The organism is Streptomyces sp. NPDC020299 (assembly GCF_044387825.1).
Classification (GTDB): Bacteria; Actinomycetota; Actinomycetes; order Streptomycetales; family Streptomycetaceae; genus Streptomyces.
On the sequence record NZ_JBIRWL010000002.1, the window covers coordinates 758,880 to 770,331 of the forward strand.

13 protein-coding genes are annotated in these 11,452 nt (G+C 69.0%); 4 read left to right on the forward strand and 9 right to left on the reverse strand.

Annotated elements, in window-relative coordinates:
- Nucleotides 1-83 precede the first annotated feature (83 nt).
- The 3 genes from ACH45E_RS07770 to ACH45E_RS07780 form a co-directional block, all read right to left on the reverse strand.
- Entirely contained in the window at nucleotides 84-701 is a 618-nt protein-coding gene (locus tag ACH45E_RS07770) for a hypothetical protein (protein ID WP_361457648.1), read from the reverse strand.
- Complete coding sequence (locus ACH45E_RS07775) at nucleotides 650-1,009, reverse strand: recombinase family protein (protein WP_361457651.1); 360 nt, start codon at nucleotides 1,007-1,009, stop codon at nucleotides 650-652. Before ACH45E_RS07775 ends, ACH45E_RS07770 begins: the two co-directional genes overlap by 52 nt.
- A gap of 281 nt (nucleotides 1,010-1,290) precedes the next feature.
- Nucleotides 1,291-1,641 carry a putative quinol monooxygenase gene (locus ACH45E_RS07780; RefSeq protein WP_361457654.1) on the reverse strand — a complete coding sequence of 117 codons (351 nt, stop codon included), beginning with the start codon at nucleotides 1,639-1,641 and terminating at the stop codon, nucleotides 1,291-1,293.
- Between the two features lie 159 nt (nucleotides 1,642-1,800).
- Between ACH45E_RS07780 and ACH45E_RS07785 the strand changes: the two genes are divergently transcribed.
- Nucleotides 1,801-2,175: a MerR family transcriptional regulator gene (locus tag ACH45E_RS07785; RefSeq protein WP_306935172.1), complete on the forward strand. Its 375-nt coding sequence runs from the start codon at nucleotides 1,801-1,803 to the stop codon at nucleotides 2,173-2,175.
- A 315-nt stretch (nucleotides 2,176-2,490) separates the two neighbouring features.
- On the opposite strand, the gene ACH45E_RS07790 is transcribed toward ACH45E_RS07785, so the two are convergent.
- Nucleotides 2,491-2,730, reverse strand: coding sequence for a hypothetical protein (locus tag ACH45E_RS07790; RefSeq protein ID WP_399040198.1), 240 nt, complete (start codon nucleotides 2,728-2,730; stop codon nucleotides 2,491-2,493).
- Nucleotides 2,731-2,920: 190 nt separating this feature from the next.
- On the opposite strand from ACH45E_RS07790, the gene ACH45E_RS07795 reads away from it, so the two are divergent.
- Nucleotides 2,921-3,685, forward strand: coding sequence for an IS5 family transposase (locus tag ACH45E_RS07795; protein ID WP_361457660.1), 765 nt, complete (start codon nucleotides 2,921-2,923; stop codon nucleotides 3,683-3,685).
- A gap of 157 nt (nucleotides 3,686-3,842) precedes the next feature.
- On the opposite strand, the gene ACH45E_RS07800 is transcribed toward ACH45E_RS07795, so the two are convergent.
- The gene (locus ACH45E_RS07800) at nucleotides 3,843-6,920 is read right to left on the reverse strand and encodes a Tn3 family transposase (protein WP_361457663.1); all 3,078 of its coding nucleotides are present in this window, start codon (nucleotides 6,918-6,920) and stop codon (nucleotides 3,843-3,845) included.
- A 72-nt stretch (nucleotides 6,921-6,992) separates the two neighbouring features.
- Here ACH45E_RS07800 and ACH45E_RS07805 point away from each other — a divergent pair, with 72 nt between their 5' ends.
- Nucleotides 6,993-7,406, forward strand: a complete 414-nt coding sequence (locus tag ACH45E_RS07805) for a hypothetical protein (RefSeq protein WP_399040200.1) — start codon at nucleotides 6,993-6,995, stop codon at nucleotides 7,404-7,406.
- Here the strand turns inward: ACH45E_RS07805 and ACH45E_RS07810 are convergent, their stop codons facing one another.
- From ACH45E_RS07810 to ACH45E_RS07820, 3 genes are all read right to left on the reverse strand, one after another.
- Nucleotides 7,407-8,108, reverse strand: coding sequence for a dienelactone hydrolase family protein (locus ACH45E_RS07810; RefSeq protein WP_361458281.1), 702 nt, complete (start codon nucleotides 8,106-8,108; stop codon nucleotides 7,407-7,409). It lies immediately after the preceding gene.
- Between the two features lie 406 nt (nucleotides 8,109-8,514).
- Nucleotides 8,515-9,234 (reverse strand): hypothetical protein, encoded by a 720-nt coding sequence (locus tag ACH45E_RS07815; RefSeq protein ID WP_361458284.1) that lies wholly within the window; start codon nucleotides 9,232-9,234, stop codon nucleotides 8,515-8,517.
- Nucleotides 9,235-9,425: 191 nt separating this feature from the next.
- On the reverse strand, nucleotides 9,426-9,914 hold the full coding sequence (locus ACH45E_RS07820; protein WP_361458287.1) for a hypothetical protein: 489 nt from the start codon (nucleotides 9,912-9,914) through the stop codon (nucleotides 9,426-9,428).
- A gap of 336 nt (nucleotides 9,915-10,250) precedes the next feature.
- Here ACH45E_RS07820 and ACH45E_RS07825 point away from each other — a divergent pair, with 336 nt between their 5' ends.
- Nucleotides 10,251-10,490, forward strand: a complete 240-nt coding sequence (locus tag ACH45E_RS07825; RefSeq protein ID WP_361458290.1) for a hypothetical protein — start codon at nucleotides 10,251-10,253, stop codon at nucleotides 10,488-10,490.
- Between the two features lie 245 nt (nucleotides 10,491-10,735).
- Here the strand turns inward: ACH45E_RS07825 and ACH45E_RS07830 are convergent, their stop codons facing one another.
- Nucleotides 10,736-11,452 carry an IS3 family transposase gene (locus ACH45E_RS07830; RefSeq protein ID WP_399040205.1) on the reverse strand — a complete coding sequence of 239 codons (717 nt, stop codon included), beginning with the start codon at nucleotides 11,450-11,452 and terminating at the stop codon, nucleotides 10,736-10,738.

Here is an 11,452-nt window from a genome sequence, read left to right on the forward strand (position 1 = left end):
GTGGGTTTGGCTGGGCGGCTGGGGGCATGACCCAGATACGCCAGAACCCCGCCACGGGATGATCTTGGAGGCTGGGGAGTTTGCTACAGGGTGACGGTCGCGAGGGCGTTGACGCGGGTCTCGTACTCACGGCGCGCCTTGCGCTGCGCCGGGACCGCCGGGGTTCCAGGGGTGCCGTTGAGGGGTTGGCAGAGGTCGAGGAGTCGGCGGTGGATCGCGGGCGTGGCGGTGACGCGCAGGGTGTAGCCCTGGCCGCGCCGTACGGTCACGCCCTGATCGAGCGTGGCGCGCTCGGCGTCGTCGAGGTCGGACGCGCGGAGGAAGTCGGCGACCTTGCCCGGCATGTCGAGAACGACCGGCAACTCCGCGGCCAAGGCGTCCGGATCGGCGGCCGTGCACTCGGGCAGCAGGTCGGCGACGGCCGTGCGGACGGCGCCCCGACTGACGCCGTGGTCGCGGGCAAGGGCGGCGATGGATCGGCCCTCCAGGTACGCGGTGCGCACGGTGTCGGTCCTGTCGGCCGCGACGGCGGGGCGGCGTCCGCCCTTGTTGCCCTTGGCCTCGGCGGCTCGCAGGCCGTCGTAGGTCAGCTCTCGCTGGAGGTCGCGTTGGAGTTCTCCGGCGGCGGCGAGGGTCTGCACCATGAACTTCACGGTGGACAGCAATTCTCCGGTGCGCGGGTGGCGGGCGGTGAGGTCCATCGCGGAAACGCGCCGTCGTGGATGCGCAACGCCACCTGGTCGCGGTGGAGGACGTCGAGCACGTCGAGGATGTGCCCGGTGCCGCGCACCAGGCGGAACATCTCGGAGATGTGGACGGTGTCTCCCGGCCGCGCGTACACGAGCAGTTCGGCGAACTTCGGGCGCTGGAGCGGGTGGAGGCGGCTGGAGGTGCCCGCGGCTTCCTCGAAGGCGACCGGGTCCTCGATCCCGGCCTCGTCCAGGACGAGGTTCTGGCGGTCGGTCGACTGCTGGTCGGTCGAGACCCGTTTGTAGACCAGGTTGGCCATGCCGCTCCCCGTGTCGGTGCTCTCATTCGACCCTAGCTGTCAGCAAACCCTGTCATCTGCCGTCATCGGATCTGATTGGGTCTGCGCCGCCGTCGGGCCCCGGAAAGCCTGGGTTCATTGGACGCCTGCCGTGCCTGTCGTCATTCGTTCCTTTGCCGACAGGCGGCCCGCGGCGTGGACCGGCCAGCAGCCATACCTCTGCCCGCATGCCGCGCCATCGCGGATACGGCGATCCGGATGCGCTGGCCCCGCGTGGCGCGGGGCCAGCCGTGTGCCGTGGGTCAGGAGAGGGGGTGCAGCCAGTGGGCCTCCAGTTCCCCCTCGACCAGGCCCGCGATGGCGGCGAAGTACGTCTGCATGAACGGCTGCGAAACGTGCGCCAGCAGGTGGGCGCCGGAGGACCAGCGCTCGTAGAAGGCGAAGGCGCCCGGCTGGTCCGGCGTGGTGTGCACCACGTACTGCTCGCATCCGTCCTCCTTGCGGGTGAGGCCGATGATCGCCTGGATCTCGCCCAGCATCCGGCCCTCCCCGCCCGCCTTGGCCCGGGCGTATCCATATACCGCGACCGGCGTGTCCGAGGCGAGGATGTCGGCGGGGATGAGGCCGTCGGGTGTCGTGTCGTCAGTGCTCATGAGGTCCTACTCCGTCATGGTCGGTTCCGCCGGTGCTGATGCCCGGCTTCCGGAGTGTAAAAGTTGACGTTAACGTCAAAGGCAAGTCGGGTGACGAACCCCGGGACGGCCCGGCAGCAACCGGGACCCAGCGGCATGTGGAGCAGAGGGAGCGACGGGATGCGTATCGGCGAGGTGGCATCGGCCGCGGGAGTGAGCACGCGTGCGCTGCGCTACTACGAGCAGCAGCAGCTCATCGCGTCGAGCCGCAGCGCAGGCGGGCAGCGCCTCTACACCCCGGACACGGTCGAGCGGGTGCGGTGGATCCAGCTCCTCTACGCTGCCGGGCTGAGCAGCCGGACGATCGTGGAGTTCCTGCCGTGTGTGCACACCGGTATCGCCGGCCCGGAGATGATCGCCCGGCTTCGTGCGGAGCGGGACCGCCTCGACGATCACATGCGGGACCTCGCAGCCACCCGAGCCCGACTGGACTCTGTCCTCGCCGCCGCCGAGTTCGGCGCGACACGGCCGGCCGGCGAGGCCGCGGGGGTCTGAGGCTCGACCAGCACGCGCACGCCTTGGCCCGGTGCCCAGGCCGAGGACGCCGAGCTGGTCCTCCATGCCCTCGCGGTAGCCGACGACCACTTCCGGGCCGAGGACGCCGAGGAGTGGCTGTTCTCGGACTTCAGCTGGGCGGAGTTCGACACCGAGGCGCATTTGATGCGCACGCTGGGCCGGTTCGAGGGCCGCGTTGACGCCGACCGGCCGCTTGGGGACTCCTTGGAGGAGTTCACGGAGCCCTTTTCAACTCGGTTGAATCGCCTTGCCCAGGCCCCGTTCTGCCCACGCTCTGTCCGGCCCGGACCCCGTTCAGCGCACGGTCACTCCACGCATGGCGAGACGCAGCTCCTCGAACAGGTCACGCAGTTTGCTCGGCATACGGGGCGCCACGACCGCGCCCACCTCCAGCAGGAGGCGGACGCCGCCCCGGAACTCCTTGTCGGCGACGGGCTCGTCCAGCATCCTCGCCACCTCGATCAATGGAACGCCGATGGAGACCTCGACCTCCTCCGGGAGGCTGTCGTGGTAGACATCATCCTCGGTGAGCACGAGATCCACGATGCGGCGGGCAGCTTCCCTGACGGACTGCGAACCAGTCTCGGACGGCACGGTCCCCCCATGTCAGTCAGTAAGTCTTCTTCAACCGGTCAAGCCAGCTCGGCGGTTGGGCTGACAACGTGGTGAAGCCCCTGGTAGATGGGTCTCGACCAAGAAGATCCGTCTCCACCAAAGGTTTCGTGTGCTTGTCTACCCGTCGGGCGTCGACGTGTCCAGCTCTGCCCTCCGCTTCCTCGCAGAACGACTGCGGCAACGCCGCCGCGTGATCGGCACCCGTTGGCGACGCCTGAGCGCCGGCCGCCAGGCTCTCCTCACACTCGCCCATCTACGCAACGGGCAGACCTATGCCCAGCTCGCCGCCGGGTTCGGTGTCGGGACGACCACCGCCTACCGCTACATCACCGAGGCCGTCGACCTCCTGGCCGACCTCGCGCCCACCCTCGAAGCAGCGATGGGGGCCGCCTCGACGAAGGCATTCGTCCTGCTGGACGGAACCCTGCTGCCGATCGACCGCATAGCTGCCGACCAGCCCTTCTACTCTGGGAAACACAAGAAGCACGGTATGAACGTGCAAGTCGTCGCCGATTCACTCGGCCGTCTGCTGTGGGCGTCACCGGCCATGGCCGGCGCCGTCCATGACGTCCGCGCAGCTCGTGAACACGGCATCGTCGACGCCCTTGCCGCAGCAGACGTCCCGTGCTGGGCCGACAAGGCCTACCGCGGCGCCGGGGGCACGGTTCGAACTCCTTACTGGGGCAGGTGGGAGACGTTGTCCGCAGGCCAGCAGGCGGTCAACCGATCCCACGCAAAGGTCCGCGCTCTCGCCGAACAGGCCGTCGCCACCCTCAAGACCTGGCGGCTGCTGCGAAAGCTCCGCTGTTCAACCACCCGTATCAGCAGCCTCATCCGAGCCGTCCTCACCCTGCATCTGGCCAGCTCAAACTGAGAGTGGAAAAGCCTCACGGCCTCCGAGTTCCACTTCCCGGTCCGCGACTGGGACCTGTGCCGCTACAGCGACTGGTTCCTGCTCTCCTGTGTGGTGCTGCCCCGGATCGTCGAGCAGTACTACGCCGCGCTGGTGCCCGTCGACTGACAGGCCCGCTTCAGTCGGCCGCCGACTCGTCCTCGTCCTCCTCCAGCTCCGGCGCATCCGGGTCGCGCAGCGGGCGCAGGGCGCCGGCGGCCGGGGTGGAGGCGGTGAAGCTGTAGCGGCCGAGCAGGTTCAGGTTGCGGTGCTTGAGCGGGGACAGGCGGGCAATGTCCTCGTCGCGGATCTCGTGGCCTTCGGCGCGGAGCTGTTCGACGGCGGCGTCGATGTAGCGGGTCGTCCAGAGCACGATGGCGTTGAGGACCAGGCCGAGCGCCCCGAGCTGGTCCTCCATGCCGTCGCGGTACGCCTGGTGGATGGTGCCGCGCTTGCCGTGGCAGACGTCGCGGGCGAGCTTGTGGCGGGACTCCTGCACGGTGAGCTGCCGGTTCATCTGGCGGCGGTAGGTGTCGTCGACCGGGTCGATCACGCGGAGCAGGTGTTCGGTCTTGGCGATGCGCCCGTACTCGGCGAACGCCTGCCCCAGCGGGGCGGGGCGTCCCTCGCGGCCGAACATGCGCAGCAGGTCGTCGGCGCGGACCTGGTTGGTGACCAGGGAACCGGCGACCTTCAGCATGTCCGGCCAGTGCGTGATCACCTTGTTCAGGTTCACGCGGTTGCGGTCCAGGTCCTCCAGCACTCCGTACGTCCCGGTCTCCACTCCGGGCATCGTGGCCCGCCAGAACCGCTGGTCGTCCAGATCGCGGAACCGCAGGCTGAAGTTGTAGGCCAGGATTTTGAACAGGCCGAACACCATGTCGGAGTAGGAGGCGTTGTCGGTCGCCACCATCTCCGGCTTCACCCCGCCGTCCAGGTTCAGCAGCGCGTCCAGGATGTGCAGGGAATCACGCGGGGTGCCCGGGACCACCATCTGCCCGATGCCCGCGACCTGGTCGTTGACGGCGTTGAGCCAGGTGATGCCGCGCTTGAAGCCGAAGTACTTCGGTGACGGCGCCGAGCTGATCGTGCGCACGGGGACGACGAACCGCAGTCCGTCGACCGAGGCGAGTAGTCCGTTGCCCCAGAACTGCACGATGGGCACCTGGGCTTGGGCCTCGATCAGCTTCGCGTTTGCCGCGGCGATGGTGTCGACGCGCAGGTAGTACTGGTCGACGTGGACGAGTCGGGCCCGGGTGAGGGCCTCGTGCGCCGGGTTCAACACCGGGGTCAGGCCGATGTTGCACGCCTCCGACACGAGCAGGGCGACAAGGGAGGTGGGCAGGCCCTTCATTCGGGTGGTGCCGTCGCCGAGGTGGACGAAGGCGTCGAGGAAGCCGGTCCAGGAGTGCACCTCGAACAGCAGGTCCGGCAGGTCGATCTTCGGGAGCATCTTCTCGACCCGCTTGCGCAGCGAGGCCAGGGACTTCGGCTCACCCAGGGCGCCGAGCTTGTCGACGTTCAGCTTCGCCCGCCCGTTATCCTGCACCTCGATGGTGACCTTCGCTGCCGGTCCGGCCTCTTCGAGGCGTTCGAGGAGCTGCTTCCACCCCGCGTCCAGGCCGGGCACCAGCTCCGCCAGGTGCTCCCCGACGGGCATGTCCAGGCTCAGGGCCGCCAGGACGTCCTCGCACACGGCCTCCCACTCGGGGCCCTCCAGCAGGCGGGCCCGCGGGTTGGACCAGCGGTGCGAAGGGGCGGCGAACACATCGCGGTTGTTCAGGGCCCGGTGTAACTGCTCCAGCACGCAGACCACGTACGCGTCCCGGTCCACTGCACCCTGTGGCAGGTCGGGGTGGGCGCAGACCGCCTTGCGCCAGGCTGGCGGCACCAGCTTGTCGTCGACTTCGCGCGGCAGCAGCGGCTTCACGCTCACCTTCCGCCGGGCCAGCGCCGGAAGCGCCCGGACTCCGGCCAGGACCCGCTTGCCGCCACTGTCCGCGGACAGCGCCTTCGACTCGCCCAGCAGGGCGAGGAACGGCTTCACCGTGTTGTACCGGGTCACCAGCGCGGCCCGCATCGCGACCCCGGCCGCGTCCTCGTCCTCGGGTACCAGCGAGACCACCGTGGCCGCCGCGGTCATCACGGCGGCGCGCGGGGCGACCTCCTCCAGCGCCGCCCACAGCGCGGCCACGTCCACATCTGTGCCGTGTACCTCGACCAGCTCCAGCTCCCCGAACAGCACCTTCGCCGCCCGCGCGAGCGTGCGCGACGCTTTCTCCAGCTGCGGCAGGGTGGACAGCCGTTCCTTCTCCGTCTTCCGCTTCGCCGTGTTCAGCAGCCGGGAGGCCATGAGGACCTGGAACAGGTCCAGGGCCTCGTCGATCGCCTTCGCCTCCAGATGTCGCATCACCGCGGTGAGCATCGCCGTGCGCTTCGGCTCCGCTGCCCGCTCCAGCAACGCCGCCTTCGACCCCAGCGCGTACCGGGCCAGCGCCGAAATCCGGTTCGGCGGGATCTGCGACAGCTTCAGCCGCCCGAGCTGGAACGCACCGATCTCGTCCACCCGCTCCAGCTCCGAGAACCGGGAACCCTCCGGCGTCTTCAACGTCTCCACCAGATCACCGGGCAGCGCCGCATCCGCGCGGCGAGCGGCTCCCGCGACGGTGGCGTGCAGCCGCTTATCCGCGACCGCCCTCACCTCCGCCACCTGCCGGGCCAGCACGCTCACTCCCGGTAGCAGCACCCGGTTGCGGCGCAGCCACCCCACCGCGTTGTCGAACAACGCCTTCGGCCCCTCGGCGTGCGTCCACGCCCGCCCGTGCAGGAACGTACGGAACCGCCGAGACCACTCCGAGTCCTCGTACTCGTGGTACTCGTAGGCGTCCCGGATCTCCCACACGTGCTCGTAGGCCGTCTTCGGCCGCTCGGTGTACCGCTTCACCACCGACGGGTCATCGATGCCGAGCTGCTCGGCCAAGTGCTCGACCACCGACCACGGGGCGTCGAGTGGACCGTCCGGGAGGAACCGGCCGATGTAGCGCACGGTGCACATCTGGAGCGCGAAGCCCAGTTGGTGATGCGTGGAGCGCCGCAACGCAAGATCGCGGTCGACGTCGTCCAGGAAGAAGAACCTCTCCAGCTCAGGGCGGGTCGGCTCCTCGGCGAACTTCCCGTACGCCTCAGCCTGCTCATCAGTCAGAAACTCCACCGGCACGAGCGGACCGTAGCCAGCGCCGGTACCCGCCCGGCGTTCTTTCCGCGAACCCCAGCGGAGCCTCCAGCCGGTGTGCTAGCCGACCATGATCGTTCTCAGCGCCAACCGCTGTACCGATGTTCCCCGAGGCCGGAGACCGAGCGGGAGAACATCCGGGAGTCGACGCTGGAGGGGCTCGACACCGCGGCCCGCAAGGGCAAGCACGGTGGCCGGCCGCCGGTCATCACCGATGACATGCTCCACACCGTGCTGAGGCGCCGTGCGGGCGGCGAGTCCGTCGAGCAGATCCAGCCCGACCTGATCATCCCCACCGGCAAGCGCAAGGGACACAACCCCTCCGTCGCCAGCATCTACCGGGCGCTCGCCGAACACGCCAAGCGCGAGGCATACCCAGCCATCGACCAGGCCCACGCCGACTTCGCCGCCCTTCAGGTCGGCGAAGTCCCCGGACCCCGCCCTGCTTTCCCCGACCGAGCGTCACTCTGATTACAGAGAGCTACTTGTCACTTCGCCGTAGCTTCGGGAGAACAGGGCCTTGGCGTGCAGCGTCTTCTCAGATGAGGCCAGCGCGTCGAACAACGCCAGGCTCTCGTCCCGCGGAACCATCTGGTCGTCCCACTGGACCACGAACTGCACCGGTGCAGTGATCCGCGCGGCGTCCTCGGCCAGACCGTGCACGCCGAGCAGGCCCAGAACCGCGGCTCGGATCCGGGGTTCTGCGACGATGAGCGGAATGCCGAGCCCGCAGCCCATCGACATACCGCAGTAGCCCACCGGGCCGACGCCGACCTGGTCGAGGCGCTGGACCGCGGTCAGGACCGTCTGCCAATCCGCGACGGCCTGAGGGGCCGGATAGCTGTGCATGCCGGCGACCAGCGTGCCCGGGTTCTCACCGGCGGCCATGCCGGCCCGCACGTCGGCCGCGATCCGGCCGAACTCCTCGTCCTGGGGCCGGTCGCCGTGGTTGGGCGCGTCGATCGCGACGACCGCGAAACCCTCGGCGGCGTAGCGTCGGGCGCGGGCCACATTGACGGGGGTCGTCTTGTGCTGCCTGCCGCCGTGGCCCAGCAGAATCAGGGGACGAGTACCAGAGGCGTCTTCCGGCGTCCATAGCACGCCGGGGGTCTCGTCGAGGATGAAGAACTGCTCGGTGACGCTGTCCGATGACGTCTGGGAGGTGAAGCGCATCAGCGTTTCAAGCCTTTCGGGATGCCTTGTGCGGGCGCTCCCTAGACCATGCAAAGGAGAGAGCCCCGACCTGTCACAGCGTTGATCGGTCTCACCTCCTTGGACTCGCAGTCGTGCACGGCGGCGCTGAACGTATCACGGGGATCAACACCCGCTCCCCGCCGGGGCAAACGTTGCCTGATGCGGCACTAGGCTGAGGAACTCCGCCGCCGCTGCGACCGCCGTACCCGGCGTGCCGTCCGGGCCCTGGGCTGCTCAGTGCTTGTTGCCAGTCCGCGCGCCGTGCCCTGCACCGGCCGGGGTAGGGCAGGAGGCGACCCCCACGCTCCGTGCGACGGATGCGGCGTCAGGCGCCCGTCGGCTGGTCCTCGAAGTAGAACCAGCCGACGCCGGATGCCGGTGGTGGTCAGTGGACCGGCGTCCACACACCGCAGTTGTCCGAGGTGAACGTGCTGTCGGAGGCGCTGATGTGCACCGTGATCCTGCGCGCCGCCGTGGCCAGGCCGTTGTCGATCACATCCCCATTGGCGGCGGTGCGTTCCCAGTAGCAGTCGGTTATGTCACCAGCGGTCTGGTAGGTGCCCGGAGGTATCTGGCTCGGTTCGGTGCCGATGTCGTAGGTGTCGTCCGTGATCCAGCGGTCGTACTGGCCGGACAAGCTCGCTTTCAGGGCCTTGGTCCACTTTGGGCAGAGCACCGGTATGCCTGCACGCAGCGCGTCCTCGCCGGAGTCCGCGGATGCCGCGCGCATCGCGAGGGCCTGTGCCACGCTCTCGCCCGCCAGGTCGGGCCTGCTGTCCGTCTCGTCCGCCATGTCGCACGCATCCTGGGTGAACTCTGACGCCGATGAACCCGACAGATCCCATTTCTTGGTCCGCCCGAGGATGTTGAGCCGCTGTGCCGGTGTCCTGCGGGCGGGCGCGGTGGACCACGGAGAGGGTGAGACTTCCGGCGCGGTGGAGGGCCGGGCGGTGGACGGCGGGTGAGCTGACGCCGACGTGGCCATGGCTGTGTCGTCACCGGACGGCTCGCCGAGGGCGATTACCAGCGTGCTGACGCATATGGCGGCGAGCAGGGTGCCGACGCGGCGCTGACGGCCGGGCGGCGGGAAGGACATGCGGAACACGCGGGCTCCAGAGGTGCGGCTGGGACGGGGCAGTCGGGTGGGCCCGGTCCGAAAGTCGGAGGTCGGTTTGGGGTTTGGTGACTGGGGTTCGGCGCTGCGGCCGTTCGCCGTTCCCCTGTTCGGAGGGGGGCGTGGTTCCGTCGAACGGGGCCGGGGCGGCTGTCAAGGGGACAGGCGTCGCCCGGAAGACATCACTTCGTTGGGGACGCTGCTGCGGCGGGCAGTGTGTCGCCGTTGTCCTCAGAAACTCCGTTGTCGGCCGACGGCGCCCCGTCCGGGACGGCAGTGGTGGTCGTCTTCCTGTAGTCGTCCCACCAGGGCACGTAGGTGACCGCCGCCGCACTGCCGGCGGCGGTCAACGCGGCGACGACCGCGGTCGGCCACCCCTTCACCAGCACAACGAGCGGCGCGGCTGCGGTGAGTGCTGTGGCCACCGCCGTGGCCCAGGCCTCGAGTTGACGGGACGGAACGAAGGGCCGCTCCTCACCCCAGGCACGGACGATCGCGTACGCGGCACAGGGCACCACCATGGCGCACCCGGCGAACCAGGCCCAACGCCACTCGGCGACGACCCAAAGGACGGCCTGGTACACCAGCCAGCAGACCGCGCCGACGAGGATGAGACCGAGCAGGACGGCGCACCCCAGCTCCGTGTCACTCCGGTTGTCAGATCGAGCCATGTTCCCTCATGTTCCAGACACCTACTTCGGCTGCTCTTGACAGCGCGAACGGGAGTATAGATGTGGCGAGCATGTAAGGGAACGCGGGGTATGCCATGAAGCCGGGCGGGGCGAACGTCGACTCACGAACGCCGACAACACCGCCGCCGTACTGGTCCGCCGTGCCGCTCCCCCCGTTCGCCGGGACCGCCCGGTTGCGGACAGGTCATGCGTGTACTCAACTCCCCCTGAACACACCCCCAAACAGCGCATACGCTCCCACCACGCCCGCGCCGTCTGGGGTTGGACCGGGCCTACCTCGGGTGCCCCGGCCCGCACCGCGGCCGACGGCCTCACGTGACTGCGGCTCATGTCCGCACCGGCGGACAAGGCCTGGAGAAAACTGCGGGAGGCGCCCTCGATGTCCAGCGCGCCTTCGGCGACCTCGGCAGTCACCGGTCGGAACTGCTCGGTGTGCACGACGACGTCGACGATGGCACCGCCTATGCGGCGGAGCTGTTTGCCCGCGTTGACCAGCCGGGCCTGTCCGACGAGCCGATCCTCCTGCGTGACCTCCTGCTGCCGGACTCCTGGTAGGAAGACCTCGCCGGGACCCTGAAGAAGGCGTCGGCCGCCGACGCCAACCGCGTCGCCGTACGGCGACTGCCCGCACCGTCCCCACATGGGGTGGACCGTGCCGTCGGTGATTGCCCCGACGCCTCTGGCCCCGAGGCCGTGCTGAGCGATGGCGGCTTGAAGCTGAAGCCAGGTTGGATCTGTTGAGCTGGCTGCAGTCGTCGTTTGAGCTTGTTCCGCTTTGGCGGACACCATCGGTGTGGTGGTCAGGCTGCGAGTGCGGTCTCGTATTCGGCGGGACTGCGATAGCCGAGGCTGCTGTGCAGACGGTGCAAGTTGTACCAGCCCTCGATGAAATCGAAGATCGCGGTGCGGGCGGCGGCCCGGCTGGGCCAGGAGACGGCGTCGAGCAACTCCCTCTTGATGGTGGCGAAGAACGACTCGGCGAGTGCGTTGTCCCAGCACTGTCCGGTGCGGCCGACCGACAGACGCACCCCCAACTGGTCTGCCAGTGCGGCGAATTGCTGGCTGGTGTACTGACAGCCACGATCCGAGTGAAAGATCACCGGCCAGGTGGGACGGCGCTTCCGACAGGCAGCCGTGAGGGCATCGGCGACCAGATCGGTCCGCAGGTGGTCGGCCGTCGCCCAGCCGACCACGCGACGGGAGGCTATGTCGATGACGGTGGCCAGATAGAGCCAGCCCTCCTCCGTGGCGATGTGGGTGATGTCGCCGCACCAGCGGGCATCAAGGCCGGCGGGGTCGGGCTGGAAGTCCCGGACGACGAGATCGGGCCGCAGGGCAGCTCGTGGATCGGGGATCGTCGTCAAGTGCCGTCGTCTGCGGTGTCGGCCCTGCAGTCCGGCAGCCCGCATCAGCCGCGCGACTCGTCGGCGGCCGCATCCGGCGCCTGCCCGCTTGAGCACGGCATGGACGCGCGGGGCGCCGTAGGTTCCCCGCGATCGCGTGTGAACGTCGGCGAT

What these genes read in the sequence shown, in the direction of transcription:
- ACH45E_RS07770 (WP_361457648.1), bottom strand. Translation starts at nt 701, where the DNA reads ATGGACCTCACCGCCCGCCACCCGCGCACCGGAGAATTGCTGTCCACC.
- ACH45E_RS07775 (WP_361457651.1), bottom strand. Translation starts at nt 1,009, where the DNA reads ATGGCCAACCTGGTCTACAAACGGGTCTCGACCGACCAGCAGTCGACC.
- ACH45E_RS07780 (WP_361457654.1), bottom strand. Translation starts at nt 1,641, where the DNA reads ATGAGCACTGACGACACGACACCCGACGGCCTCATCCCCGCCGACATC.
- ACH45E_RS07785 (WP_306935172.1), top strand. Translation starts at nt 1,801, where the DNA reads ATGCGTATCGGCGAGGTGGCATCGGCCGCGGGAGTGAGCACGCGTGCG.
- ACH45E_RS07810 (WP_361458281.1), bottom strand. Translation starts at nt 8,108, where the DNA reads ATGCGCTTCACCTCCCAGACGTCATCGGACAGCGTCACCGAGCAGTTC.
- ACH45E_RS07820 (WP_361458287.1), bottom strand. Translation starts at nt 9,914, where the DNA reads ATGGCTCGATCTGACAACCGGAGTGACACGGAGCTGGGGTGCGCCGTC.